The sequence below is a fragment of the Pseudomonas sp. ICMP 460 genome, from assembly GCF_002723595.1.
Lineage (GTDB): Bacteria > Pseudomonadota > Gammaproteobacteria > Pseudomonadales > Pseudomonadaceae > Aquipseudomonas > Aquipseudomonas kitaguniensis.
The window spans coordinates 133,919-160,880 of record NZ_LKBR01000046.1; the positions used below are offsets into that span (position 1 = coordinate 133,919).

A 26,962-nucleotide genomic window follows, 5' to 3' on the forward strand; every position below is an offset into this window, starting at 1 on the left:
GAACCTTGCGAACTGTAAGAACCTGCGAAAGGAAACGAGCCCGTCATGATTCTGCCCTGGCTAATCCTGATCCCCTTTATCGGCGGCCTGCTCTGCTGGATGGGTGAACGCTTCGGCGCCACCCTGCCCCGCTGGATCGCGTTGCTGACCATGTCCCTGGAACTCGCGCTCGGCCTTTGGCTGTGGGCCCATGGCGACTATTCATTTGCTCCGGCACCGGGTGTCGATCCCACCTTCGCGCTTGAATTCAAGCACGTGTGGATCCAGCGCTTCGGCATCAACGTGCACCTGGCCCTCGACGGCCTGTCGCTGTTGATGATTTTGCTGACCGGCCTGCTGGGTATCCTCTCGGTACTCTGCTCCTGGAAAGAAATTCAGCGCCACGTGGGCTTCTTCCACCTGAACCTGATGTGGATCCTGGGCGGCGTTGTCGGCGTGTTCCTTGCGCTGGACCTGTTCATGTTCTTCTTCTTCTGGGAAATGATGCTGGTGCCGATGTACTTCCTCATCGCGCTCTGGGGTCACAGTTCTTCGGACGGCAAGAAAACCCGGATCTACGCGGCGACCAAGTTCTTCATCTTCACCCAGGCTTCCGGCCTGATCATGTTGGTGGCGATCCTCGGTCTGGTTCTGGTCAACTTCAACAGCACAGGCGTGATTACGTTTAACTACGCCGACCTGTTGAAAACCAAGATGTCGCTGACCACCGAGTACATCCTCATGCTGGGCTTCTTCATCGCCTTTGCGGTGAAGCTGCCGGTGGTGCCGTTCCACTCCTGGCTGCCGGACGCGCACGCGCAGGCGCCGACCGCCGGTTCGGTCGACCTCGCCGGTATTCTGTTGAAGACAGCGGCGTATGGCCTGCTGCGTTTCGCCTTGCCGCTGTTCCCGAATGCGTCGGCCGAGTTCGCGCCGATCGCCATGACCCTGGGCCTGATCGGGATCTTCTACGGCGCGTTCCTCGCCTTCGCACAAACCGACATCAAGCGCCTGATCGCCTTCTCGTCCGTTTCCCACATGGGTTTCGTACTGATCGGCATCTATTCCGGCAGCCAACTGGCGTTGCAAGGCGCGGTGATCCAGATGTTGGCGCACGGTGTGTCGGCCGCCGCGCTGTTTATCCTCAGCGGCCAGTTGTACGAGCGCCTGCACACGCGCGACATGCGTGAAATGGGTGGCGTGTGGTCGCGCATCGCGTACCTGCCGGCGATCAGCCTGTTCTTTGCCGCCGCGTCACTCGGCTTGCCGGGCACCGGTAACTTTATCGGCGAGTTCCTGATCCTGATGGGTGCCTTTGTGCAAACGCCGTGGATCAGCGCGATCGCCACGTCCGGCCTGGTGTTTGGTTCGGTCTACTCGCTGATCATGATCCACCGCGCCTACTTCGGCCCGGCCAAGTCCGACACCGTCCTTAAGGGGATGGACGCTCGCGAACTGATCATGGTGCTCGGCCTTGCGGTGCTGCTGATCTACATCGGCGTGTACCCGCAACCGTTCCTGGACACTTCTGCCGCGACGATGCATGGCGTGCAGCAGTGGTTCGGCACCGCCTTCTCTCAACTCGCTTCGGCCCGGTAAGAGCGCTATGGAATTCACGATCCAACACTTTATCGCGCTTGCGCCGCTGCTGATTACCAGCCTCACCGTTGTGGTGGTGATGCTGGCAATCGCCTGGCGCCGCAATCATTCACAAACGTTCCTGCTGTCTTGTGCCGGTTTGAACCTGGCCTTGCTGTCGATTATCCCGGCGCTCAAGGTCGCGCCACTGGCGGTGACGCCGCTGATGATGGTCGATGACTTCGCGCTGCTGTACATCGCGTTGATCCTGGTGGCCACCCTGGCCTGCGTCACGCTCGCCCACGCCTACCTCGGCGAAGGCGGCAGCGGTTATCCGGGCAACAAAGAAGAGCTGTACTTGCTGATTCTGCTGGCTGCGGCCGGTGGCATCGTGTTGGTCAGCGCGCAGCACCTGGCCGGTTTGTTCATCGGCCTGGAACTGCTGTCGATCCCGACCTACGGCCTGGTGGCGTATGCCTTCTTCAACAAGCGTTCGCTGGAAGCCGGCATCAAGTACATGGTGCTGTCGGCCGCCGGTTCCGCGTTCCTGTTGTTCGGTATGGCCTTGCTTTACGCCGAAGCCGGCAGCCTGAGCTTCACCGGTATCGGTCACGCCCTGGCCGCGACCAGCATGCCTGCGCCGCTTGCCCAACTGGGCCTGGCGATGATGCTGATCGGCCTGGCGTTCAAGCTCTCCCTGGTGCCGTTCCACTTGTGGACCCCGGACGTGTACGAAGGCGCCCCGGCGCCGGTGGCGGCGTTTCTGGCTACTGCGTCGAAAGTTGCGGTGTTTGCGGTGATGGTGCGCCTGTTCCAGATCTCGCCTGCGGCCAACACCGGCGTGCTGAGTGACGTGCTGACGGTGATCGCGATTGCTTCGATTCTGTTCGGTAACCTGCTGGCACTGACCCAGAACAACCTCAAGCGCCTGCTCGGTTACTCCTCCATCGCGCACTTCGGCTACCTGCTGATCGCTTTGGTGGCAAGCAAAGGCCTGGCGGTGGAAGCGATTGGCGTGTACCTGGTCACTTACGTGGTCACCAGCCTCGGCGCGTTCGGCGTGATCACGCTGATGTCGTCGCCGTTCAAAGGCCGTGACGCCGACGCCCTGTACGAGTATCGCGGCCTGTTCTGGCGCCGTCCGTACCTGACCGCCGTACTCACCGTGATGATGCTGTCGCTGGCGGGTATCCCGCTGACGGCGGGCTTTATTGGCAAGTTCTACATTGTCGCTACCGGTGTTCAAGCTCACGAATGGTGGCTGGTCGCGTCCCTGGTGCTGGGCAGCGCCATTGGCGTGTTCTACTACCTGCGCGTGATGGTCACCTTGTACCTGATCGAGCCAAACCTGCGCCGTGTCGACGCCGAACTGCACTGGGAACAGAAAGCCGGTGGCGTCATGCTGCTGGCCATCGCCCTGCTCGCGTTCTTCCTGGGTGTGTACCCACAACCGTTGCTCACCCTGGTGCAGCACGCGGTACTCGGCGTTTGATCGCTTAGCGGCAACTCAGTCAACAGAACGGCGCCTTAGGGCGCCGTTTTGCGTTTAGGCGGTGAGGTGCATTTACCCTCGCCTACTTACGGAAACTTCCTCGCCCGGCTGACGCCTCGTCTGGCATCTATCAACTGAATGCGGCCTTATGTTGATTGCGTTTTAGGAAAGTTCCCACAGCCAGGTCACTTGACCCTCGGCGAGTGGGCCACCAAAATATACGCAGGCTACGTACAGAACATGGACGCTCTATTTATCGAACTGCCGGCCTTCGAGCGGCACCGCCAGGACTATCTAAGTGACGAGCTGTTCCACGGCTTTCAACAGGAACTGATGAAGAACCCGCAAGCGGGAGAAGTGATCGAGGGCACAGGCGGGCTGCGCAAAGTGCGCTTTGTGGATGAACGACGCAACAAAGGCAAACGCGGTGGCCTGCGGGTCATTTACTACTGGTGGTCGGGCGGCACGCAATTCTGGTTATTCACCCTGTACGGCAAACACGAACAGGACGACCTGGCCCCCCACCACAAGAAAGCCCTGAAACACATGCTGGACAGGGAAATCAAAGCGAGAGCACATCATGAAACGTGAAATTTTTTCCGAATTGGTCGAAGGCTTCGACGCACTCGCGGGCGAGCGCGAAGGCAAAGTCACCCTGCGCACCCACAAGGTTCACCTCAACAACCTGGCGCCGTTGACCGCCGAAGAAGTAGTTGCGGTGCGCCAGCAACTCAACCTCTCGCGCTCGGTGTTTGCCATGTACCTGCGCACTAACGTGCGCACCCTGGAGAACTGGGAGCAAGGCCGGGCCAAACCGAATGCCCAGGCAACCACCTTGATTCGACTGGTGGCGCGGTTTCCAGAAACAGTGGCGCAGTTGGCCGCACTCGGTTGAAACGCGGGCAAACTCGCTCGCCACCGGTGCGACTTGTCATTTTGAGTGAACCTTTTTGAACGCTCGCCTATCCATCTATAACAAGACAGGGAGGCAACATGAGTACCGCAAAAATCTACACTATTAACTACCAGCTACACGGTCAACCCAAGTCCTTTGTGGTGCGTGCCGAAGTGATGAACAACGCCGAGGCCTGGCACTGGGCGGCGGTCGATGCCGACATCGCCCACGTCAGCCGTATTGGGCGTGTCGGTCACGAACAGGTGAAAAAAACCACCCGGCCCTGGGCGGAGAAGTTCGGTATTACCGACGTCGCCTGGGTCCCACCCAAATAAGCACAAGCCCCGCTCATGGCGGGGCTTGCTTTACTTCTTCAAACCGCCCAACGGATCGTAGGGCGGTTTTTTTTCGGTCGGGTCTTGCTTGTCCTTGTCCAAGGGCGCGATGGCCGGGCCAATGGGGTCGACTTGCGGGTCGGCCACATCCGGCGAATCCGGGTCGAAGCCCAGTTCGTCCTTGCCGCTGGCATGCTCGCTCGAACGCGGGCCTTTCGGGGGGTTAGTCACGGTGATCTCCTCGCTGATGCTTAAAGCGGGCGCGCTTTGTCATGCAGGTTTTCCAGGTCTTGCTCGGCCTGCTCTACATTGTCGTCCTGGCGATCCGCCGGGTCATTGGGGCGCAACGCATCGTTGTCACGTTCCTCTTCGCCAGGCATGCGGTCAGGGTTTGGCGTACCCGGTGGTGGCTGCTTGTATTCAGGCATGGTGGTTCACCTCAAGGGAGTTGGTGGCCTACACAGTTTTAGAGAAAGCTGCCTGAGGCATCGTTCAACTTGATTGCTCAAGCGTGAGAAGATGCAGGCCCGCCCTCCCTGAGACCTGACCCGCATGTTTGAGCTCAAACCCTGCGACGCTGTCACCTACCGCCGACACACACGCCGCAGCACCTGGATCATCGCCGGGCTGTTCGTGGCCTTGGCGATGCTGCTGTCGAGTTTGGCGGTGAGGCTGTTCGGTGAACCCGGTGCGGACAACCTGCGCTTCAATGTCGGCGGCGTATTTGCCGGTGTGCTGATCACGCTCGCGCTGGTACGCGGGCCTTTTTGGCGCCAACCCTGGCTTGCGCCTGCGGTGTATGGCTGGCAGCTCAAGCGCAGCCTGATGAGCGTGACCAACGTGATGCACAAGGTTACCGAGCGGGTACAGGCCAACGACCCGACAGCGCTCAAAGTGCTGCGCTTCTACCACCTTGGGCTGATGCAGATGCATGACCTGGATGCCAATTCGAGCGCACACGCGCAATTACAGGCCGAGGTGCAAGCGCACGCGGCGAAGATGCAGGCGCTGGGAATCGACACCGGGCAAACGCGCCTGGACCCCGCTTGGCTGGAAGGCCTGAAAAGCCCTTAAACAGCCTGACGCGACGGCAACAGCCGCAGGCCACTGGCGACGCTGCCCACCAACGCAAACGCACACCCCAGCCACAGCGCGTAGTGCGCGCCACTGCCCAGCGATAAGTGAAAACAAAAAGCCACCAACGACGCGCCGAGTGTTTGCCCCAGCAAGCGTGAAATCGCCACGATGCCACTCGCCCCGCCGCTGCGCGCGAGCGGTGCACTGGTCATCAACGCCTTGAGGTTGGGCGACTGGAAGAAGCCGAAACCGGCGCCGCACAACGCCATGCGCCAGCCGATATCCAGCGCTGACGCGTCATTGCCCAAGGTTGCCAGTGCGGCCATGCCCACGCTGAGCATCAGCAAACCGATGCCGCACAACAGGCCCAGCGACACGCGGTCCGCCAGGCGCCCCGCGACCAAGGCCATCACCGCCACCACGGCCGGCCACGGCGTCATCAGAAAGCCGGTTTCGACCTGGCTATGGCCAAGCGCGGCCTGCAACAGGAACGGCAACGACACAAAGGCCAGGCCCTGCGCGCTGAAGGCACAGATTGCAGTCAGCGAAGACAACGCAAACACCGGGCGCTTGAACAGGTCCAGCGCCAGCATCGGCGCCGGGTGACCGGCCTGACGCCGCAACAGCAGTGCGCCACACACCAGCGCCAACCCAATCAACCCCAGCGTCAAGCCACTTTGGGCGCCGTGTACCGCCGTGCCCAGGCCCAGCACCAGCAAGGCAAATAACCCCGCACACAGCAGCGCTGCGAGGCGATCAAACGCGTGCCCGGTGATCGGCATCCTCGGCAATGAACGCAGGCCCAAGGCCAGTGCCAGCACGCCCAGCGGCACATTGATCAGGTACAGCCAGTGCCAGCTTGCCACCGACAGAATCGCCGACGCAGCGGTCGGCCCGAGGGTAAACGCCAGCCCCACCACCAGCGAGTTATAGCCCAGGCCGCGGCCAAGCATTTTTGACGGGTAGATATGCCGCAGCAATGCGGTGTTGACGCTCATCACGGCCGCCGCGCCGAGCCCCTGCATCACCCGCGCCGCCGTGAGGGTCACCAGTGACCCGGCCAGCCCGCACAACAGCGACGACACAATAAACACCAGCAACCCGCCGAGGTAGACACGCCGGTGGCCGAGCACATCACTCAACGACGCAAACGGCAGCACCGTGGCGATAATCGCCAACTGGTAAGCGTTGACCACCCAAATGACCGAGGCGGCATCGGTGCCGATGCCTTGGGCCAGGGTCGGCAAGGCGGTGTTGACGATCGCAGTATCGAGGGTTGCCATGCCGATCCCCAAAGAGAGGGCGATGACCGCCGGCAGGCGTTTATTGAGGGGCAATCCATCGGCAACAGAGGGCATGAACAATCCGTACAAGTGGGCAGGCCCAGTAGATTAAGGCCAGCGCTGATTTTTTTCAGCGAGTGGTTGCGTAGCTGTCGCAATATTCATGTAGCGCGCAGGCAGCGCTGCGAACAACAAAACGCGCAAGCCTTGCCATTGGGCTGCTTGTTGGGCGACTCTCTCGTCATGTTTTGCAACTATTACAGGGGTAGCGACATGACCACCAATAACCTGCTCGCCCAGCTGTTTCCCGCCCACGCGGCGGATATTCCCGAGCAATTTCGCCTCGCAGCCCCGATTGAACAGCGTGATTACCTGGTCGACGGCCAGTTACACGTGTGGAACGGCGCGCTAGCTCAGGTGCTCAGCCCGGTGCAAGTGGGTGATGAGCGTGTGCACATCGGCAGTACGCCGCTGCTCGACGCCGACACCGCCCTGACTGCCCTCGACGCCGCGGTGCGCGCTTACGATAGAGGCCAGGGTGAATGGCCGACGATGCGCGTGGCGGACCGCATCCAGCATGTGGAAGCGTTTTTGCGACGCATGCGTGAACAGCGCGATGCGGTGGTCAAGCTGTTGATGTGGGAAATTGGCAAGAACCTCAAAGACTCGCAAAAAGAATTCGACCGCACCTGCGACTACATCACCGACACCATCAATGCGCTCAAGGAACTCGACCGCCGCAGCAGCCGTTTTGAGCTGGAACAGGACACGCTCGGGCAAATCCGCCGCGTGCCGTTGGGCGTGGCGCTGTGCATGGGCCCCTACAACTACCCGCTCAACGAGACGTTCACCACGCTGATTCCGGCGCTGATCATGGGCAACACCGTGGTGTTCAAACCGGCCAAGCTCGGCGTGTTGCTGATTCGCCCGTTGCTGGAGGCGTTTCGCGACAGCTTCCCGGCCGGGGTGATCAACGTGATCTATGGCAGTGGCCGCGAAACCGTCAGCGCGCTGATGGCCAGCGGCAAAATCGACATCTTCGCGTTTATCGGCACCAACAAAGCCGCCAGCGACCTGAAGAAGCTGCACCCCAAACCGCACCGCCTGCGTGCGGCATTGGGCCTGGATGCGAAAAACCCCGGCATCGTGCTGCCCGAGGTCGACCTTGACAACGCGGTCAGCGAAGCGCTGACCGGTTCGCTGTCATTCAATGGCCAGCGCTGCACCGCGTTGAAAATCCTGTTTGTGCACGAAGACGTCGTCGACAGCTTTATCGAGAAATTCAACAGCAAACTCGCCACCCTCAAACCCGGCATGCCGTGGGACGACGGCGTCTCGCTGACACCGCTGCCCGAGGCCGGCAAGGTCGATTACCTCAACGGCCTGGTGGCCGACGCGGCGCAGCACGGCGCCAAGGTGATGAATGAGAATGGCGGCAGCAGCAACGGCGCGTTCTTCTACCCGGCCGTGCTGTACCCGGTGAACGCGCAAATGCGCGTGTACCACGAAGAACAGTTCGGCCCTGTGGTGCCCATCGTGCCTTACCGGGACCTGGAGACCGTGATCGATTACGTGCTGGAATCGGACTTCGGCCAGCAACTGAGCCTCTTTGGCACCAACCCGGTGGAAGTCGGGCGCCTGGTCGACACATTCGCCAACCAGGTTGGCCGTATCAATATCAACGCCCAGTGCCAGCGCGGGCCGGACACCTTTCCTTTCAACGGGCGCAAGAACTCGGCCGAGGGCACGCTGTCGGTACATGACGCGTTGCGCGTGTTCTCGATCCGCACCCTGGTGGCGACCAAGTTCCAGGAGAGCAACAAAGCGCTGGTCAGCGACATTTTGCGCAACCGTGACTCGAGCTTTCTGACCACCGACTACATCTTCTGAAGAGACGGGAGATCAACAATGTGCGAGCGGGCTTGCCCGCTCGCACATCCAGAACCTGTTTAACCTGTTTACCGAGGCCACTTTACTACCGATGAACCTGCCCTTTTTTGCCCGACGCCTGTTGCGCCCGTTACTCGACCCCTACCGCCGTTATCGCAATGCCAAGCTGATCCACGCCGTGCGCGTGTCCATCGGTTTGCTGGCGACGATCCTGCTCACCACCGGCATCAACCTGCCCCACGGCGAGTGGGCCTCGGTGACCATGCTGATCGTGATCGGCGGCTTGCAGCACCACGGCAATATCGGCAAAAAAGCCGTAGAGCGCGCGTACGGCACCTTGATCGGCGCCAGCGTCGGTTTGCTGCTGGTGGTGCAACAGGCCTATTTCGGCCAGACGTTTTTGACCTATTTGTTGATGTCGGTGGTGTGCGGGTTCTTTTCCTATCACGCCATCGGCAAGGGCGGTTACATCGCGCTGCTGTCAGCGATCACCGTGTTTATCGTCGCCGGCCACGGCGACAACCCGATCTCGGATGGCCTGTGGCGCACCGTCGATATTCTGATCGGCATTGTGCTGGCGCTGGCGTTTTCTTTCGCCCTGCCGCTGTACGCGGTGTACTCATGGCGCTACAACCTGGCCAGTGCGTTGCGCGATTGTGCCGAGATTTACAGCCGAATCATCACTGGCCAGTCGGTCACCGACGATGAGCACCTGAAATTGCTCAACCGTTTGAACGCGGCAATGGTGCAACTGCGCTCGTTGATGCCGTCGGTGTCCAAGGAAGTGCGTATTTCCATGACTGAACTGGACGCGATCCAGCGCCATTTGCGCCTGTGCATCAGCACCCTGGAGATTCTCGGCAATACCCGGCCTGACCCGCGCGATGCGCAGGCAATGGCGCGCATGCAGGTGATGCTCAAAGCCGAGCATCGGCAAATTCGTGTGCAGTTAGTCGGCATGGCGCGGGCGTTGAAGTCAGGCTTTACCGAGCGGCTTGACCGGCCTGCCGCGCAAGTACCGGAAGACGGCGCGCTGGAAGCGCCGGTGCAGAGTGCGCTGGACGGTTATCGCCTGTTGACGCTGCAGTTGGCGGGGAATGTGGATGCGATGCGCCAGCGGTTGGCGAAGACGTCGAACCATTGGAAGATTTGAATAAAAAAAAGGGACAGTCTACGGTCAAGTAGAACTGTCCCTTTTCTTGTTACTCAAGCACCGCTCTCAACCTGATGTTAGTAAACAGGTTGCAAGCACATCACTTTGTTCGGCTCTGCCTTGTATCTGCAATAGATGCCGCCCACGTTTTGATAGAACGTCATATGCGATGCACTACAATAAGTACTGGCCCAACGCGCCTCCAACTGAGCAACCGTATTCAAGTAACAACGCCACACATCGTACAGCGCAGCATCGAACATGAACGTCCCGCCAACCGAGCGGATCCAGTGCAGGCCCTCCTCGCCAGTCAATCGACCATCATTAAACAAGAACCGCCACACGTTGCTCACCACTACAAAGTAGGTGACTTTTGTTGAATTTCTGTCCGTGACGGTAATGTAAGCCGAGCCATTGGCGTTACCTGTCACCTTACCGGTTGCATCTACCGATGCCACGCGCGGGTTATTCGATTGGTAGCTATAACTCCCGCCGCCGCTACCCCCTGTACCCTGCCTGATCTGGGTATTGCCAATGGAGTCAACAGCGTTTCTTACCGCCGGGAAGCCTTTAATCGAAACCCCGTTCAAGTACATATGACCCAGCAGCACCCTCAACTGCCCGAGCACCGTATATTCGGTTATTTTGAAAGCCGCGGCACCTTCCCGGTTGGGGCTGTTATCCAGGGTGACTGCAACCTCCACCGTGATCGCGGCGTTAGGGGCGACGCCCTCCAGCCATGCTCTGGAGACCGGTATGCTTGCCAGGCCTTTGTCAGCATCCATGGCCGTCACTTGATAGCCCACCAGTACGTCCAATTGCGCAACCCCGGCACTGCGCAAGGTTATAAAGACCCGTTGCCCAGCGAAAATCAAGATCCACGGGGCCAGGGTCAACAAAGGGTTGCCGGCGATAACCGCCAAGTTGAGGGTGCCCTTATGCGGGATGGCATTGATGACTGCTTGCGGGAAGTTCTCCGCAGGGATAATGCTGACCTTGACGGTTTGAGGCTCTGAGCAAATGGTTTTGGCCCCGGCCACCACTTTGTAACGCAAGGTGATGGTCTTGCCCACGCACTGAGAGATGATTCGCGGGCTGAGGGGGAAGTCGACCCGCCCGCTGCTCACGCCTGGCAGCCCGGGAATCAAAATGCCAGCGCCGTCCGCCTGTATCAGGTCGAGGTAGATTGTCTGCCCAGCGTTCATGCCTGTGAACGCACACGCCACAAATGCGCCTTGCACATAGTTCAGTGCGACGACACTCACCACCGGCCCTTGCTTGTTGTCGAACGCCGGCGCCGGCAGGGTGGCCGGGACAGACTGAATACGGTACTCGCGCCGTCCGAACGGCACCCCGGTATCGGGTTCATCGCGTTGCGCATAACTCACACTGAACTCAATGCTCAGGGTCGAGTCCTCCTTGAGGTTGCGCAGGCTCTCCACCGATGCAAATACGCTGGCACCGTTGAGGACTTCCTCTTCGGTAACCCTGTCAGCGTTAAAGACGGTTTCGAGGTACGGTGTGCCATTCGCGAAGGTGCCTTTGAGCACGCAAAACATTCTTTGACCAGGCTGCGCCATAATCCATTTAGGCACCTCGATTTTCGCTTCTACAGCCAGCCCCAGCAGCGGGAACAGCAGGCCTTGCACCTTGTTGAGCGTTGGCACCGGCAGTGCGGTCACAAGCATCAGGCGGATCTGCAAGGGCGGCGATGTATACGTCCTTAAGCCGCGGGTAAACCGGTAACTCACGGTAATATCGTTGCCATGCTCACGAATACCCAAAGCGATGATCTCAGGCGGGATAACCGCATCAACATAGGCCTTGCCCGGGGCGCCATCGACGGGTACGTCAATAATACTGATACCAAATTTACCCACATAACTGCAGATAACCTTGTCATCGGCGCGCATGGGCGTGATGGCCATTCGTACGGTAGCGCCGTTTGGTACGTCTTTGGGGTGAAGTTGGTCCTGAAAGACCTTACTGGCCTCAAGAATTTGGGGGAGCTTCAGGACCACCCGAGTGCCGACGGAAAGGGTAAGCAATTTAGAGCGCAAATACGATTTAGGCGTGGTAGCCGAACCCGGCTTCTCCACGCTGTAACCGAACGTGAGGGCGCCGTCTATATTCTCCAGCAGGACGCTGCGCGCTATCTCAAACTCCAGCGCCGGCAATTTAGTACCTTCCAGCGCCTTAGTGATGCTGATGGTGCCGCTGTAGAAGCTCTCGGTGCCAGCACCCACTGCGCTATAGTGCAGAAAGTCACCCGCCGATGCACCTATGAAGGGAAACGAGATCAGCAAAAATGCGCCTTTTACATCTTTAGGGTCGATGTTGCCGTCGTCGGCATATTTAACGACCGGCGCCAGCAAATCCTCGACGCGCACCCCGATCTCGGCCTTGAGTACTTCTGACTCGCGGGTGTTCACCCCATCATCGGTGTAATAAAAAACCGAGAATGGGCCTTTGTCTTCAAACGGTTTCAGATCATCTTTGGTCAAGTAACGCTCGCCCTCCTGAGGCCCCGCCAGACGCACCTGCTCAAAGAGCATCGCACCGCCACCGGTTTCTCCATGCCGTATCTGCAAGGTTTCCGTCACGGTCGGATTGTGCGGCTGGTACTTGGGAATCATCACGACAGCGTCTTGATCATAAGGTATCAGCGTGCCTTCCATCGGCCTGATCTGCGGTGCCGGCATACTCGTTGGTATGCCCGTCACCTGGACCAGCACGCTGCCTGAGCGGCGGGGCAGCCCGGCGTTGTTAGTCACCTCAAACCAGGCCTGAATCCACCCACCCGCTGCTTTTGCAACAACATCGCTGGGGATACTGAGCGGATCACCGCCCTGGTTTTTTTCGGTCACCGCCGGCAAACGCACGGTTTCGTCCGGCGCGCCGTCGCGCAAAATGCTCAGGCACGCGGTGATTGAATAGCGCGGGACGGGCACAGGCCTGACGATGGGTAAATTTATCGGCCGCAGATCGAATATGGACTTGTGATGAATGGCAAAGTCGACGGGAGCGTATGCCCCGGTATCGCCGACTAATACATCGCCATCCACCCTGAAGAGTGGGGCGTTATACAAACTGGCGTCCAGTTCCACATGTATCGGGTAGGGCTCGGAGTACGGGTATTCCCCACCGGACTCGTTGAACAGTACGTCTACAACTTTGAATTCGACGTACGCCACGCCTTGCTGAGTGGCCTTTTTAATAACGCTGGGCGGAACCTCGATCCGAAATGGCCCAGGCTCTTTGGCCTCGGCAGGGCTCACGATGTGATCGAAGGTAACCCCGGCCCATCGAACGGTGATCGTGTCGTTTTGACGGCAATGTTGATACTTTTCAATCAGGCACCACACGCCCGCATCGACCACGTCTTTATTGATGCTCGAATGTTTCGGCAGGCCTTCAAGCGATAGTTTCAGCTCGCTGTGCCATTTTTCCCAGCCCCTCAGATCATAGCCGCCCGGCAGGGTGGTCTTGAACAGCACCACGATCGTCTCCGAGCGGCTCTCCTGCTGACTGGCGATACGCGTGACGCGGCTAAACATCGGCACCTCGCCCTCCGGCACCTTGCCTTTTGCGAGGCTCAAAAAGTATTGCGCGCGCGTGATATCGGTCACGTAATCCAGGGCCGCCGGGACACCCAGGTTCTGGATGCGACACGCATAGTAGTCACCGATCGAAAGCTCAACCCAGGGGTCCATCCCAATGGTCAGCACGTCGCGAAGCATGCCTTTGTTACCTACGCCCCAAACAGCATTCTCCGGGTACGGGGTATTACGCAGGTCGACGCTGGCAGGCGAATAAGGCGGCGACGGAAGGATGTCATACGAAGGCGTAGTAGGATCTGTGGACATGGCCATCACCTTGCTGAGTTAGGCCGCGCGGGAATGGCGCGACGAGCAAGGTCAATAAGACATCCGGGCGGCGAAGCCGAACAACTGTCAGAATTGACAGTGGCGACGAGTGGCAATGCTCAAAAAAACCCGAGCATTAACGAGCGTGATCAAGATTCTGTTGCCGCCCGTATTTTCTTACATTTTTTTCACGATTTATTCACATCAAGAGACGTAGGGTGAAGCCTCATCCGTTACAAACGTTGCATATCAAGCCCGCCGCCCCAGCGGGCTTTTTTTTGCCCGGAATTTACAGGCTAGCGTGCGGCCTTGGCGGCAGGCGCCGCCGCGTGCTCACGAATCGCGCGCTGGGTGTCCAATACTTTGGCCAACGCCGTTTCAGCTTCAGGACTTTGCTGCGGCACGCGAATCGCTGCCGAGACCAAAGTGATCAATTTGGCCATCACTTCGGCATCAGTGGCTGGGCGACCCAGGCTCATGGAGTTCATCAGCAGCCGCAGTTCAGTCCCCGCCATCACCCCGGAAATCGCCTTGAGCGCAAATTGCAGGCGTACACCCAGCTCATTGCGTGGCAGCTCCGGCAAGGCCAGCGCGAAGGCTTCAAAGAAGCGCTGGAATACCGGCTGATAATGCACCTTGAGGTATTCCTGGATAAACGGCGACGTGTCGCTGTAAACCCGGCCCAGAAAGCGAATAAACGAGCGCCCTTCGCCGCTGGCCGGGTCGCTGCGTTCCAGGCCCATGGCCGGCGCGAACAACACGCCGAGCAAGGTATCGCAATCGAGCGGGCCGTCGGCTTGCGCTTCGCAGCGCGCGAGCAATTCCAGGCGCTGCTCGTTGAGCGGCTCCAGGCGCTGCATCAGCAGGGTTTTCATCAGGGAATCCTTGTCCCCGAAGTGGTAGTTGACGGCGGCCAGGTTGACTTGCGCGCGCTCGGTAATCTGCCGCAGCAGCACGGCGTCGTAGCCGTATTTGATGAAGAGAGCCTCTGTCGCATCCAGCAGTCGAGTCTTGGTAACGTTTGGAGCGCTGAGTTTCTTCGCGACCATAGGAGATGAGTTCCACGCTGGAAATAGTGTTTTAAAAAATAATTTGATTTTTTATACCGGTGCAGCCCTGCGAAAGCAAGCAGTGGCGAAGCGGATTCAACGCGGCTACTATTCAAACAATATTTTAAAAACAAGAAACGAAACCAGTCCGTGACGCGCATCAGGCAGCTCCCTAACTCGTTACACGGCTTTACCGGGAGCATGACGGCAGCGTCGGGATTGCAGGCATAGTCACGATGACAGTAACCCCCACGCACCCTGGCCTGATTCGCCTGCGAGGCATCGGCAAAAGCTATCAGCTCGCCGGGCAGCATCTGCCTATCCTTAATGATGTGTGCCTGTCCATCGCCAGCGGTGACAGTTGCGGCATTCTCGGCGCCTCGGGTTCCGGCAAAAGTACCTTGCTTAATATCCTCGGCCTGCTGGACCTGCCGGACTGCGGCGAGTACCGCTTTGCCGGCCACGATATTTTCAACGCGACGCCGGATGAACTGGCAGCGATCCGCAATCAACAGATCGGCTTTGTGTTCCAGAGCTTCAACCTGCTGCCGCGCCTCAGCGCGTTGGACAATGTCGCCCTGCCCTTGAGTTATCGCGGCGTGTCGCGGCATGAATCCGTCGCGCAGGCGTTGCGCATGCTTGAGCAAGTCGGCTTGGCCGAACGTGCGCAGCACCGCCCGGCCGACCTCTCCGGTGGCCAGCGCCAACGCGTGGCGATTGCGCGCGCGCTGGTCGGCAAACCTTCGGTGATCCTCGCCGACGAACCTACCGGCAACCTCGACAGCAGCACTGCCCAAGAGATCATGGACATACTGCTGGCGCTCAACCGCGAGCAACAGGTGACGCTGATCATCGTCACCCACGACGCGCAAATCGCCGAGCGCCTGCAGCGCAAAATTCTGGTGCGCAATGGCGTCGTGCATGAGGCCGAGCGCCCATGAGTGTGCGCGCCGACCAAAGCCTGAGCCAGTTGCTGCACGAAGCCTGTGTGAGCCTGCGCACCCTCGGCAAACGCTCGGTCCTGGCCTTGTTGGGCATCGTCATCGGCAGTTCATCGGTGGTGGCGCTGATCAATATCGGCCACAACGCGGCGGTGGATGCCGCGATGATTTTCAAGGACATGGGCACCGACACCCTGCTCGTCCAGTTCCCGCCCAAGGGCAACAGCACTGCACCGATGCGCGCCAGCCTCGACCTTGAGGCGCTGCGCCAAGCGGTGCCCGGCATCGCGCATATCGGCGCACTCAGCGTGTTCAGCGGGCCGATCGTGTTCCATGGCCGCAGCACCAACGCCAACTTTGTCGGCGCCACCCCGGACCTCAAGGACGCCATGCGCCTGGCCTTGCGCAGCGGGCGCTTTTTGTCCGCCTTCGACGCCAACGAGACCTACGCCGTGATCGGCGATCAACTCGCGCAGGCCTTGGGCGCACCGGGCGCGCCGTTAAGACTCGGCGACCGCATCCGCATCAACGATTACCTGTTCCTGATCGTGGGCATCCTGCACAACCAGCCCCGCGCCATGCTGCTGCCGGTGCAAGCCAACGAATCGCTGTTCATCCCCGCCGAGGGCATGCGGCGTATCTACCCCACGCCGCAAATCGGCAATCTGATCATCCGCGCGGCGCCGGGCCAAGACATGGAGCGCATCGCCCGTGACGCCGCCAGCGCATTGAACCGCCAACTCAGCGAACACGACGTCGATATTCAGGTGCCCCAGCAAATGATCGACGGCATGACCCGGCAAAGCCGTACGTTCGCTTATTTGTTGCTGGCGTTGGGCGCTATTTCTCTGGTGGGCGGCGGTGTCGGCGTGATGAACGTGATGCTGATGAATGTCGCGGAGCGCCGCCGTGAAATCGGCATTCGCATGGCCCTCGGCGCGCGTCGGCGAGACATCCGCAACCTGTTTTTGCTGGAGGCGGTGACCCTGACCGCCATCGGCGCGCTGTGCGGCGCAGTGCTCGGTATCACGGCCGCCTGGCTCTACGCGTGGCTATCGGGCTGGCAGTTTTCGCTGGCGGCTGCGGCCCTGCCGCTGGGGGTTGGCAGTACGTTGCTGGTGGGCCTGTTTTTTGGCCTTTACCCGGCGGTCGCGGCCTCGCGGCTGCAGCCGGTGGAGGCCTTGCGCGATGAGTAAATGGCTGTTGCTGTTCATGCTGACAAGCCTGCCGGGCATGGCCGCCGACGTGCTGATCAACCCGTCCGCGCCCAGCACCACCCGCAACGGTTATGACCGCAGCGTGTCGCTGAACGCCCAGGTCACCCGCATGACATTGGGCGATGCGGTGTACCTCGGTTTGCGCAATAACCCGGCGATCCGCAGCGCGTACCTGCAACGGGTGGCGCAGAAGTTCGACCTGCGCGTGGCCGAAGACACCTTCAACCCCAAGCTCAGCCTCAACAGTTATTACCGCCAAAGTCGCGGTTCGGCCGACACCTCGCGCAATGCCAACCTGGCACCGAATGCGACCTTGCTTGGCGAATACGGCACCCGGCTGAGCATGGCCTGGACCCAACAACTGAACAACGCCGACCGCGCCGGCCGCTACCGCAGCGACGGCCTTGACCTGGCGCTGATTCAACCGCTGATGCGCGGCGCCGGCTGGGACGCCACCACCGCGCCGCTGCGCCTGTCGCGCCTGTCGGAGCAGGCCAACCGTTTGAACCTCAAGGCCACCGTGGCGCAGACCATCAGCCAGATCATCGCCACCTACCGTGAACTGCTGCGCGCCCAAGAGCAGTTGAGCATTGTGCAGGATGCGCTTGAACGCGCCACGGCCTTGCTGGAGGTGAACAAGGCCTTGATCAGCGCGGGGCGCATGGCCGAGTTCGAAATCGTGCAGACCGAAGCCGATATCGCCACCCAGCAATTGGGCGTGGAAGAGGCCCGGAACCAACTGGACACCAGCCGCCTGGCGCTGCTGCGCCTGCTGGCCCTCGACTTGTCTACGCCGATTCGCGCCAGTGAGGCGCTGGAGGCCAAGCCGATGAACATCGACAAACGCCAGGCGTTCACCCTGGCGCAAAGCCAGCAGCCGGAATACCTCGCCGCCCTGCTCGGCAGCCAACAGGCCGACCTCAACCTGGTGATCGCCAAAGACTCCGGGCGCTGGCAGGTCGACCTGGTGGCCGGCGCCAACCAACTGCGCGACGCCTACAGCAACATTGACGACGGCAACCACAATAACCGCACGTGGAACAGCTACGCCGGGGTGCAGGTGCAGATCCCTATCGGCGACATCAGCACACGCCAGGCCGAGGTGCGCGCACGGGTCAACGTGGAAGATCAAGCGCTGCGCATCAGCGATGCACGCCAGGCACTGGAACGCGACGTCAACGACGTGGTGCGCGACCTCGGCACGCGCTGGCGCCAGTATGAAATTTCGCAGCGCGCCGTCGAGCTGTCGCGGCGCAAGATCGAGATCGAGCGGGAAAAACTCAGCGCCGGGCGCTCCACCAACTTCCAGGTGCTGAGTTTCGAGACCGACCTGCGCAACGCCGAAAACGCGCGACTGAATGCGTTGATCGCTTATTTGAACGCCCAGACTCAGCTCGATTTGACGCTGGGCATGACGCTGGAAAGCTGGGAAATCAGCCTCAATGACTACTAATAAGAAATACTTGCTGGGTGCCGTGCTCGTCGTGCTGTTGGCGGGCGCGGGTATTGCGCTGCGCAGCCCGGCCAGCCGCCAGCCTGCCGCGACCGAACAATGGCTGGCGGTGAAACCCGACCCGCTGGTGCACCAGATCGGCCTGGTGGGCAAGATCGAGCCCGACACCACCCTCACCCTCACCGCGCCGTTCGATGGCAACGTATTGGCCAATCGGGTGGAACAAGGCCAGCGCGTCGAGGCAGGCGAGGTGCTGTTGCAAATGGACCCGGCCACCCTCGAAGTGCAACTGCGCGACGCCCTGTCCGCCCAACTCAAGGCCCGCCGTGCCGTGCAAGAGCTGCAAGACTGGGACAGCGGCCCCGCCGTCAGCCGCGCCCGCCGCAGCCTGCGCACAGCCGAAATGAGCGCCGGTAACACCCAACGCAAACTGACTGAAAGCGAAAACCTGTTCAAGCGCGGCATCATCCCGCGCAACGAGCTGGACGATCTCAAGCAGCAAGCCCAACAGCAACAGCTCGACCTTGCCGCTGCACGCAGCGAACTGCAGCAGGCGCAGGATCAGGGCAAAGGCGAGTACAAACAGATCGCCGAAATGGAGCTGACCAACGCCACAGTGAAGTACGCCGCTCTGCGCACGTTGCTTTACGGCCAAGCCGTCAAGGCGCCGTTTTCCGGCATCGTGGTGCCCGCCCCCGGCAGCAATAACTCAGCGCAAAGTGGCGGCAATAACCAGGCGCCGGTGCAGGCCGGCAGCAAGGTCAGCCAAGGGCAAGTGTTGTTTGGCCTGGCGAATATCGAGCGGCTTAAAATCGTCGCAAAGGTCTCGGAATTGGACATCAACCAACTGCACCCCGGCCAGACGGTAGAGGTGCTGGGTGATGGGTTCGATGGCGAACGGCTGACCGGCTCGGTGAGTGTGGTGAGTGGTTTGGCGATTGCCGGCGACAGCCAGGGCAGCGCGCAATTTGCAGTGACGCTGTCGATTCCCAAGCTGACGCCGCAACAGGTGCAGCGGGTGCGATTGGGCATGAGTGCACGGCTGAGCATTGTGACTTACAACAATGCGCAGGCGATTGTTGTGCCGAGCCAGGCTATCCAGCCGGACATGACGGTTGAGTATCGGCCCGCGATGGATCGGCCGGTGGAGCGGGTGAAGGTCACCACCGGACAGTCGACCCCGCAAGGGGTTGAGGTATTCGGTCTCAAGCCCGGGTTTGTGAGGGTTGGGAGTTGAGGACTGGTTGGATCAAAAGCGCTTCTGTCAAACGACAAATAACCAATTTTTCACTATTGAAATTTAGGCTGACTTGACCAGTTTCAGGCTGCAGCGTTCAGGTTTGTGGCTGGGTTTTTGAGTGTATATCCGGTATTTGGGTAACGGTTTATATCGGTTCCGCTCTTACAGCGGGTCACCCAAATGCCGACCCAATCTCCCAAGCAGAAATGCAGTCAACTGTGGGAGGGGGCTTGCTCCCGATTGCGGTGTGTCAGTTGAAAAATGTTTATCTGACACACCGCAATCGCGAGCAAGCCCGCTCCCACAAAAGCGCTTTTGAGCTGCTTTAATCCCTCAGGCTCTGTCGTTGGCATGGCAGACAAGCCTGGTGGCCAGCGCCTTGGCTTGCAGCGCGACATCGGTGACCGCCGTGCTTTCCCACCACATCCCGCGCAACGGCGGGCCCATCGCGAACAATCGCTGGCTGACCTGGCCTTGCGCATCCAGCACCGCGCCAGACGCATCCGCCGCAATCCCCAGCGCCAGCGGCCCCGGCTGAATCAATCCACGCTTGAGCAACTGTTGCGGCAACGGCCGGGCCACGCGGCGCCAGTCGTATTCGATGCCGCTGGAGTTAATCAGCGCCGCCCCCGACACCTGGCTAACCGCTTGCTCGCCGCGGCGCCGCACTCGGATGGTCACGCCCTCAACCGAAGGCATCAAACCCTTGAACGACGCCGCCTGAATCCGCAACCGCCCTTGCGCGTGCAACCGCGCCACCAACTGCGCACTCAACGGCGGCGAGCGATGGTGATGGCTTTCCCACCAGGGCCGTACATGCCGCACAAACTGGCGCTTCTCGCGCTCGCTGGCCTGGCTCCACAAACGCGGGATATGCGCACGCACGGTGTCCAGCGGCGCTTGCCAATCGATGCCTTGGGCCAGCGCCAGGCGGCATTGGCGGCGCAGCTCGCGGAGCAATTGCCGTGGGCTGCGCAGGCGGTGATCGTCGGCCAGAAAATCCGCCCAACTCGGCGGTTGCCGACGCACATGCGGCAGCAGGCCGTGACGTGAAAAAACCTCAATGGGACCGCGATGGCCCGCCTGTTCCAGCGAGACCACCGCGTCCACCATGGTCAGCCCGGAGCCGATGATCAGCACGCTCGCCTGCGGGTCGAGTTGGCGCATGGCCTGCACGTCCCACGGGTCCACCGCCGCTGCGTTCAAACCGCTGGGCTCGGTTTGTGGCGTGCGCGCCGCCGGGAACATGCCGGTGGCCAAGACCGCGCAGGCGCCGCGCAGTTGTTGGCCATTGTCCAGCGTCAGCAGGGTTGACGTTGCATCCACTTGCAGGTCAACCACCTCGGCACGCACGTGTTCGACGCTGGCTGCCGACAAGGCCTTGGCCTCGGCCAAACGCTGTTGCGCGTACACACCAAAAATACCGCGTGGCGGGAACAGTTCGCTGACCGGCACCGACTGCTCGTGCGCTTGCGGCCAACCGCCGCCGTCGAGGTAGTGGGTGAGCCACTGCGTCAGGTCATCGGCGTTGTCCGGGTCGACGCTCATGCGCGCGGCATTACCATTCAACGTATGGCCAAGTTCGACGGCACTGTAGGCCTCACCACGCCCCAGTTCGGCGCGCGGTTCGATCAGCAGAATCCGGCGCCGCCCCGGCAGGCGCAGCAGTTGCATGGCTAACAGGGTGCCGCTCAGGCCGCCGCCGATGATCAGCACATCAGCGTTGCGGGTAGGTTCAGTCATGCACATTCGCCCTTACTGTTTACCCAGATAAATATCATGCAAATCGCCCCGCGCCAGCAAGTCAGCGGCGCTGCCACTCAACACCACCCGCCCAGTATCCAGCACGTAAGCCTGCGACGCATAGTTGAGCGCAACGTTGATGTTCTGCTCGGCGATCAAAAAACTCACCTGCTGTTCGCGATTGAGCTGCGCGATGATCTCGAAAATCTCCTGCACGATCATCGGCGCCAAGCCCATCGACGGTTCGTCGAGCAGCACCAACGTCGGCCGGGTCATCAAGGCGCGGCCGATGGCGACCATTTGCTGTTCGCCACCCGAGGTCAGGCCAGCGCGGGTGTGGCGCTTGGTCTTGAGCCGTGGGAACCAGGCATAGATGCGCTCCAGGTCGTGTTCCATGTCTTTACGGCTCAGGCGCCGCACAAAGCCGCCGCTGCGCAGGTTGTCCTGCACCGTCAGTTGGCCGAACACATGGCGGCCTTCCAGCACGTGGACCATGCCCTGGCGCACGCGCTGGCTCGGGTCGACACCGGCCAAATCGCGGCCGGCGTACTCGATCACGCCGCGGCTGACCTCGGCCCGCTCGGCACGCACCAAGCCCGAGATGGCTTTGAGGGTGGTGCTTTTGCCCGCGCCATTCGCGCCGAGCAAGGCCACAATCGCGCCCTTGGGCACGCTCAACGAGACCCCGGCCACCGCGAGGATCGCGCCGTCGTAGATCACTTCAATGTCGTTGACGCTCAGCAGCGTTTGGCTGGCTGACTCGGCTGCAGGCTCGCGCATGGTTTATTCATCCCCGGTGCAGGTGCGTGGCGTCAGGCCTTTTTCCTTGGCGAAGGCGGCGGATTTTTCATCGATCAATGGGCGCAATAGCGCACGGTCGGCGGCGATCCAGTCGCTGACCAGCGTCCAATTGGCGCCCTCCCATTGCTGCACGCGCGCCGAACCGCCGCCTTCGTGGTCGCGGCACGACAGTGTGAGGTTTTGCATCAAGCCCAAATAACCCATGGCCTTGAGGCGCGCGTCGTCGATATTCAGGTGCTCCAGGCCCCAGCGGCCCTCTTCGCCATTCAGTGGGCGCTGGCCGAACCTGGCCTGGCCAGTGCGGATCGCTTCCACCGCCACGGCGGCGTTAACCAGGCCGGAATTGTAGTAAACGCTGCCGAAGTTTTTCAGGTCTTTGAGGTCGCTGTGGCCCTTGTCGAGGACGAATTGCTTGAGGCGTTTGTGAATCTCGAAATCGGCACCGGCGGGGTACGGCGTGAGTGCCAGGTAGCCTTTGGCGGCGGCGCCTGCCGGCAATACGTCTTCGCTGGAACTGGCCCAAATATCGCCGATGATATGGTCCACCGGGAAGCCGAAGCGCGCGGCGGTTTTCACCGCCACCGGGGTGGACACGCCCCAGGTGCGCAGGAACACCCAATCCGGGTTGGCCTGGCGTACCTGGCGCCATTGCGCAGATTGTTCGTTGCCAGGGTCGGCGACCGGGATCTGAATATTTTCAAAGCCGTACTTCTCCGCCAGCAACTTCAGCGGGCCGAGGGTTTCACGCCCGTAAGCCGAGTCGTGGTAGACCGTGGCGATCTTCTTGCCCTTGAGTTTGTCGAAACCGCCTTCGCGCTGGGCGATGTAATTCACCAAGGTCGACGCCTCGCTGTAAAACGTCAGCATCACCGGGAAGTTGTACGGGAACACGGTGCCGTCGGTGGCTTCGGTGCGCCCGTAACCCAAAGTAATCAGCGGAATTTTGTCGACCTCGGCGCGCTCGCTCAACGCGTAGGCGGCCGGTGCGCCGTTGGGCTGATACACCGCGACCGGCGCGCCATCCAGGCCATTCTTGAAGCGCTCGTAGCACTCGATGCCCTTCTCGGCCGTCCATTCGGTCTCGCATTCCTGCCAGACCAATTTAACCCCATTGATGCCGCCTTCGACCTCGTTGATGTAACGCAGGTAGTCGATCATCCCGGCCCACACTTGCACGCCGCTCGACGCATAAGCGCCCACACGGTAGGTGGCCAACGGAATGAATTGCTGGTCGGACGAAGCCATCGCCGGGGGCACAGCGCCGGCCAATGCAGCCAGCGCGAAGGCAGCGCCGGCCAGGGAACGTTTCAAGGATGCACGCATGGGAATTCTCTTGATGGAATGTTTTAGAAGCGCAACGGCCACTGCCGCAGCCGATCACGCAGGTTGTGCAACAGGCGAATCAAGCCCTCGGGTTCCTTGATCAGGAACACGATGATCAACACGCCGAAGATGATTTTTTGCAGGTTCTGCAACTGCCCCGCATCCACCGAACCGCCAAACAAAGCTTGCCCGGCGTGGCTGAGAAAGATCGGCAGCAAGCTGATAAACGCTGCGCCGACGAAGTTGCCGGCGATGCTGCCCATGCCACCGATAATGATGATGAACAGGATCTGGAACGAACGATTGATATCAAAGCTACTGGCGCTGGCCGTGCCCAGGTAAGCGAACGCCCACAGCGCACCGGCGATGCCCAAGTAGAACGAACTGACGGCGAACGCCAGGCGCTTGTAGCGCACCACCGGAATGCCGACCACTGCGGCGGCGGTGTCCATGTCGCGGATCGCCATCCAGTTACGCCCCACTTGGCTGCGCACCAGGTTGATCGCGGTCCAGGTCAGCAGCAGCACCGTGACCAGCGTCAGCAGGTAGCGGCCCAGCGGCGTATTGAGGTCATGCCCGAACAGCGCCAGCTTGGGCGCAGAAATCGTGCCCGATGAGCCGTAGTTGTAGAACCAGGGAAATTTGACGAACAGCCATTCGAGAAAAAACTGCGCGGCCAGCGTGGTGACCATCAAGTAAAAGCCCTTGATTCGCGCGCTGGGCAAGCCGAATAACAAGCCGACGCATGCGCTGATAACCCCACCTCCGAGCAGCGCCACCGGCAAGCCCAGTTCCGGCAGGCGCAGCAGAAAGCCATAGGTAGCAAACGCGCCCACGGCCATGAACCCGGCTGCGCCGACCGAGGTTTGCCCGGTGTAGCCGGTCAACAGGTTCAAGCCCAACCCGGCCAGCGACAACACCAGAAACGGGATCAAAATTGCGTTCAGCCAATAGTCATTACCCCACAGCGGCACCGCCACAAAAGCCACCAGCAACAGGCCCGGCAGGCCCCAGGACACGCGCCGCTGAGTCAGCAGCAAAGGCGCAGTGTGTTGAGCAACAGGTATCGACATGGTTTCACACTCGCTCGATGGCGCGCTCGCCGAACAGGCCGGCGGGGCGGATATACAGGAAGGCCAAGGCCAATACGTAGGCGAACCACGGGGTGATGCCGCCGCCGATCAGCGGGCCGATATACACCTCGGCAAGGTTCTCCGCCGCGCCGACAATCAAGCCGCCGACAATCGCCCCGCCAATCGAGGTGAAGCCGCCGATGATCAACACCGGCAAGGCTTTGAGCACCACCAGCGACAACGAAAACTGCACGCCCTGGCGCGCGCCCCAGAGCAAACCGGCGACCAGCCCGACCACACCGGCTACCGCCCACACGATCTGCCAGATGCGGTTGAGGTTGATGCCGATCGACAGCGCCGCCGTGGTGTCGTCGGCCACTGCGCGCAGCGACACGCCGATGCGCGTCTTGTTGAACAGCAGCGCGAGCACCGTCACCAGCACCACGGCGGCAGCGGCAGCGATCAGGTCGAACTGGCTGAGCATCAGCGGCCCGACAAACAGCGGCACGTCATCAATGCCCACGTCCAGCGCGCGCACTTGCGAGCCCATCAAGCCTTGGGCCAGGCCTTCGATGATGAATGACAGGCCCAACGTGGCCATGAACAAGGTGATTTGCGAACGGTTGACCAGGGGCCGCAACACCAGGCGCTCGATCAGCAAGGCGCCGATGATCATCACGACCACCGTCAGCAGCAACGCCAGCGCAAACGGCACGCCTTGGTCATGCAGGCTGACGAAGGTCAGGGCGGCAAACAGCAGCATCGAGCCCTGAGCAAAATTGAACACGCCGCTGGCCTTGTAGATCAGCACAAAGCCGATGGCGACCAGCGAGTACAGGGTGCCGGCGAGCAGGCCGCCGAGCAGGGTTTCGAAGAAGAAGGTCATCAGTGGGCAACTCCCAGGTAGGCCGCGATCACCTCGGGGTTGGCTTGCACCTCGGCGGGCGTGCCGTCGCCGACCTTGCGCCCGTAATCGAGTACCACCACATGGTCGGACAAGCCCATCACCACGCCCATGTCGTGTTCGATCAACACCACGGTGGTGCCGAGGTCGCGGTTGACGTCGGCGACGAAGCGCGCCATTTCGCGTTTTTCTTCAGCGTTCATCCCTGCCATTGGTTCATCCAGCAGCAACAGGCTTGGCCCGGCGATCAATGCGCGGCCAAGCTCCACGCGCTTTTGCAGGCCATACGAGAGGTTGCCGACCAACACATCGCGATGCGCTTGCAGCTCAAGGAACTCAAGAATGCCTTGGGCGCGCAGGCGGAACGCGCGTGCTTCACGCCGTGCACGCGGCAGGCCGAGGGCTTGTTCGATGAAGGTGCTGCGCAGATGCCGCGACAAGCCGGTAAGCAGGTTGTCGAGCACGCTCATTTTTTTGAACAGCGCGTTATTCTGGAACGTGCGGCCAATGCCTCGGCGCGCGGCGCCCAGCGGGTCGATGCGCTGGAAGTGTTGTTGTTCGAAGACGATCTCACCGGCGTCGAAGCGATACACGCCGTTGAGCACGTTGAGCAACGAACTTTTGCCGGCGCCGTTGGGGCCGATCAGTGCGCAGATCTCGCCGCGCTGCACCTCGAACGACAAGGCATTGATGGCCTTGACCCCTTTGAACGACAGCGAAATATCGCGCACCTCTAAAATGGCTTGGCTCATGCGGTATCCCGTTTGAATTCAGCCAGCCAGGCAGGCTCGGCCGTCGATTTAAGCGGTTGCCAGACATAAGCCAACCGCTGGAAGCCAAGCAGTTTGCGCACGCGGTTTTTGAGCAACCGGCGCAGCCCGCTTTGCGGGTGGGCAATCGCCCAATCGCACCACCGTCGTCGCCAACTGCCGAGGGGCGCCAGGCGACTTTCGATGTCATCGGCCACGTGCTGTAAACGCGCAGGTGACAGCAGCAAACCGGTAGGCTCGACTTCGCTGCGGTCACGCCGGGCCGAGGCCAGGCTCTCGGGGAAAGCCAAGCTGTGGCCGCGGCTCAGCCATTGCTCCAGCAGCACCGCCAGCCCACCCTGCCAATGCGTGCCCTCCTCGCTCCACAACGCGGTTTCGCCCGCAGGTTGCCACCAGCGCGAGAGGTGTTGCGCGGGGTCGACCGGGCCAAGCAGTTGCGCATAATCCAACGGGTTAGCCGATTGCCAGTGCGGCCGTTGCCGGCGAGCTTGCACGTAAGCGTGGGTGGGGCGGATACGCCACAGGTGTTGCTGCACAACCTGCGGTTCGAGGTCATCGGCCAGGGTCAGCACCTGCCCGCCGACGGACTCGGCCGCCAAGGCGAGCAACAGCAGGTTCGGCTCAAACGGCCCGCTTAAAGCCAGGCGCGATTGTTCGCTGAAACCCTGCTGGCGCAAACCCGCGGCCAGCCGCTCGACATCGCGCAGGGCATCAATCCAGCGCCACGCATACCACTGGCCCTGGCGCTTGTGGCGCAGTGCAATGTGCAGCGGCGTGGTCTGCGCCCAATGCCGCAATTGCTCCAGCGCCTTGGGCAAATTGCCAAGCTGTTCGGCGGGCCATTCCAGAACCAGCGGGCGTTTGAGTTCGTGCACGCTCATAGCGGTGATGCTCCTGCTG

Annotated in this window: 24 protein-coding genes; 12 read left to right on the plus strand and 12 right to left on the minus strand. The window is 61.0% G+C overall.

Annotated features, from left to right (window positions below; all coding sequences use genetic code 11):
• Nucleotides 1-45: 45 nt before the first annotated feature.
• From nuoM to AO240_RS23280, 5 genes are all read left to right on the plus strand, one after another.
• Entirely contained in the window at nt 46-1,578 is a 1,533-nt protein-coding gene (gene nuoM, locus AO240_RS23260; RefSeq protein WP_017527174.1) for an NADH-quinone oxidoreductase subunit M, read from the plus strand.
• A gap of 7 nt (nt 1,579-1,585) precedes the next feature.
• Nucleotides 1,586-3,049, plus strand: coding sequence for an NADH-quinone oxidoreductase subunit NuoN (nuoN, locus tag AO240_RS23265; protein ID WP_058415525.1), 1,464 nt, complete (start codon nt 1,586-1,588; stop codon nt 3,047-3,049).
• Between the two features lie 240 nt (nt 3,050-3,289).
• Complete coding sequence (locus AO240_RS23270) at nt 3,290-3,640, plus strand: toxin (protein ID WP_099239720.1); 351 nt, start codon at nt 3,290-3,292, stop codon at nt 3,638-3,640.
• On the plus strand, nt 3,630-3,944 hold the full coding sequence (locus AO240_RS23275; RefSeq protein WP_058415595.1) for a DNA-binding transcriptional regulator: 315 nt from the start codon (nt 3,630-3,632) through the stop codon (nt 3,942-3,944). Before AO240_RS23270 ends, AO240_RS23275 begins: the two co-directional genes overlap by 11 nt.
• A gap of 98 nt (nt 3,945-4,042) precedes the next feature.
• Nucleotides 4,043-4,279, plus strand: a complete 237-nt coding sequence (locus tag AO240_RS23280; RefSeq protein WP_099239584.1) for a DUF6555 family protein — start codon at nt 4,043-4,045, stop codon at nt 4,277-4,279.
• A gap of 30 nt (nt 4,280-4,309) precedes the next feature.
• Here AO240_RS23280 and AO240_RS23285 read toward each other — a convergent pair whose 3' ends face one another.
• The gene (locus AO240_RS23285; RefSeq protein WP_099239586.1) at nt 4,310-4,510 is read right to left on the minus strand and encodes a DUF6021 family protein; all 201 of its coding nucleotides are present in this window, start codon (nt 4,508-4,510) and stop codon (nt 4,310-4,312) included.
• A gap of 20 nt (nt 4,511-4,530) precedes the next feature.
• The gene (locus AO240_RS28690) at nt 4,531-4,707 is read right to left on the minus strand and encodes a hypothetical protein (RefSeq protein WP_177445861.1); all 177 of its coding nucleotides are present in this window, start codon (nt 4,705-4,707) and stop codon (nt 4,531-4,533) included.
• Between the two features lie 124 nt (nt 4,708-4,831).
• On the opposite strand from AO240_RS28690, the gene AO240_RS23290 reads away from it, so the two are divergent.
• Nucleotides 4,832-5,353 carry a DUF3087 family protein gene (locus AO240_RS23290; protein WP_099239588.1) on the plus strand — a complete coding sequence of 174 codons (522 nt, stop codon included), beginning with the start codon at nt 4,832-4,834 and terminating at the stop codon, nt 5,351-5,353.
• Here the strand turns inward: AO240_RS23290 and AO240_RS23295 are convergent.
• Entirely contained in the window at nt 5,350-6,714 is a 1,365-nt protein-coding gene (locus AO240_RS23295) for an MFS transporter (protein WP_099239590.1), read from the minus strand. The genes AO240_RS23290 and AO240_RS23295 overlap by 4 nt on opposite strands.
• Nucleotides 6,715-6,912: 198 nt before the next feature.
• On the opposite strand from AO240_RS23295, the gene AO240_RS23300 reads away from it, so the two are divergent.
• Nucleotides 6,913-8,529 carry an NADP-dependent glyceraldehyde-3-phosphate dehydrogenase gene (locus AO240_RS23300; RefSeq protein ID WP_099239592.1) on the plus strand — a complete coding sequence of 539 codons (1,617 nt, stop codon included), beginning with the start codon at nt 6,913-6,915 and terminating at the stop codon, nt 8,527-8,529.
• A gap of 91 nt (nt 8,530-8,620) precedes the next feature.
• On the plus strand, nt 8,621-9,682 hold the full coding sequence (locus AO240_RS23305; RefSeq protein ID WP_099239594.1) for an FUSC family protein: 1,062 nt from the start codon (nt 8,621-8,623) through the stop codon (nt 9,680-9,682).
• A 77-nt stretch (nt 9,683-9,759) separates the two neighbouring features.
• Here the strand turns inward: AO240_RS23305 and AO240_RS23310 are convergent, their stop codons facing one another.
• Both AO240_RS23310 and AO240_RS23315 read right to left on the minus strand, forming a co-directional pair.
• Nucleotides 9,760-13,548 carry an Ig-like domain-containing protein gene (locus AO240_RS23310; RefSeq protein ID WP_256586036.1) on the minus strand — a complete coding sequence of 1,263 codons (3,789 nt, stop codon included), beginning with the start codon at nt 13,546-13,548 and terminating at the stop codon, nt 9,760-9,762.
• Nucleotides 13,549-13,844: 296 nt separating this feature from the next.
• Complete coding sequence (locus AO240_RS23315) at nt 13,845-14,597, minus strand: TetR/AcrR family transcriptional regulator (RefSeq protein WP_099239596.1); 753 nt, start codon at nt 14,595-14,597, stop codon at nt 13,845-13,847.
• Nucleotides 14,598-14,833: 236 nt separating this feature from the next.
• On the opposite strand from AO240_RS23315, the gene AO240_RS23320 reads away from it, so the two are divergent.
• Genes AO240_RS23320 through AO240_RS23335 form a run of 4 tightly spaced genes read left to right on the plus strand, consistent with a single transcriptional unit; the run spans nt 14,834 to nt 19,445 of the window.
• The gene (locus tag AO240_RS23320) at nt 14,834-15,538 is read left to right on the plus strand and encodes an ABC transporter ATP-binding protein (RefSeq protein ID WP_099239598.1); all 705 of its coding nucleotides are present in this window, start codon (nt 14,834-14,836) and stop codon (nt 15,536-15,538) included.
• On the plus strand, nt 15,535-16,734 hold the full coding sequence (locus AO240_RS23325) for an ABC transporter permease (RefSeq protein ID WP_099239600.1): 1,200 nt from the start codon (nt 15,535-15,537) through the stop codon (nt 16,732-16,734). The genes AO240_RS23320 and AO240_RS23325 overlap by 4 nt, the downstream gene beginning before the upstream one ends.
• Nucleotides 16,727-18,208 carry a TolC family protein gene (locus AO240_RS23330; RefSeq protein WP_099239602.1) on the plus strand — a complete coding sequence of 494 codons (1,482 nt, stop codon included), beginning with the start codon at nt 16,727-16,729 and terminating at the stop codon, nt 18,206-18,208. Before AO240_RS23325 ends, AO240_RS23330 begins: the two co-directional genes overlap by 8 nt.
• Nucleotides 18,198-19,445: an efflux RND transporter periplasmic adaptor subunit gene (locus AO240_RS23335; RefSeq protein ID WP_099239604.1), complete on the plus strand. Its 1,248-nt coding sequence runs from the start codon at nt 18,198-18,200 to the stop codon at nt 19,443-19,445. Before AO240_RS23330 ends, AO240_RS23335 begins: the two co-directional genes overlap by 11 nt.
• Before the next feature lie 336 nt (nt 19,446-19,781).
• Here the strand turns inward: AO240_RS23335 and AO240_RS23340 are convergent, their stop codons facing one another.
• The 7 genes from AO240_RS23340 to AO240_RS23370 are packed head-to-tail and all read right to left on the minus strand — an operon-like array spanning nt 19,782 to nt 26,943.
• Nucleotides 19,782-21,191 carry an FAD/NAD(P)-binding protein gene (locus AO240_RS23340; protein WP_099239606.1) on the minus strand — a complete coding sequence of 470 codons (1,410 nt, stop codon included), beginning with the start codon at nt 21,189-21,191 and terminating at the stop codon, nt 19,782-19,784.
• A 12-nt stretch (nt 21,192-21,203) separates the two neighbouring features.
• A complete protein-coding gene (locus AO240_RS23345; RefSeq protein ID WP_099239608.1) occupies nt 21,204-21,971 on the minus strand; it encodes an ABC transporter ATP-binding protein in 768 nt (255 codons plus the stop codon).
• A gap of 3 nt (nt 21,972-21,974) precedes the next feature.
• Nucleotides 21,975-23,315: an ABC transporter substrate-binding protein gene (locus AO240_RS23350; protein ID WP_099239610.1), complete on the minus strand. Its 1,341-nt coding sequence runs from the start codon at nt 23,313-23,315 to the stop codon at nt 21,975-21,977.
• 23 nt (nt 23,316-23,338) lie between these two features.
• Nucleotides 23,339-24,388 (minus strand): branched-chain amino acid ABC transporter permease, encoded by a 1,050-nt coding sequence (locus tag AO240_RS23355; RefSeq protein WP_099239612.1) that lies wholly within the window; start codon nt 24,386-24,388, stop codon nt 23,339-23,341.
• A 4-nt stretch (nt 24,389-24,392) separates the two neighbouring features.
• Complete coding sequence (locus AO240_RS23360) at nt 24,393-25,274, minus strand: branched-chain amino acid ABC transporter permease (RefSeq protein WP_099239614.1); 882 nt, start codon at nt 25,272-25,274, stop codon at nt 24,393-24,395.
• A complete protein-coding gene (locus AO240_RS23365; RefSeq protein WP_099239616.1) occupies nt 25,274-26,044 on the minus strand; it encodes an ABC transporter ATP-binding protein in 771 nt (256 codons plus the stop codon). The genes AO240_RS23360 and AO240_RS23365 overlap by 1 nt, the downstream gene beginning before the upstream one ends.
• A complete protein-coding gene (locus AO240_RS23370; RefSeq protein ID WP_099239618.1) occupies nt 26,041-26,943 on the minus strand; it encodes an AMP-binding protein in 903 nt (300 codons plus the stop codon). Before AO240_RS23370 ends, AO240_RS23365 begins: the two co-directional genes overlap by 4 nt.
• Between the last annotated feature and the right edge of the window lie 19 nt (nt 26,944-26,962).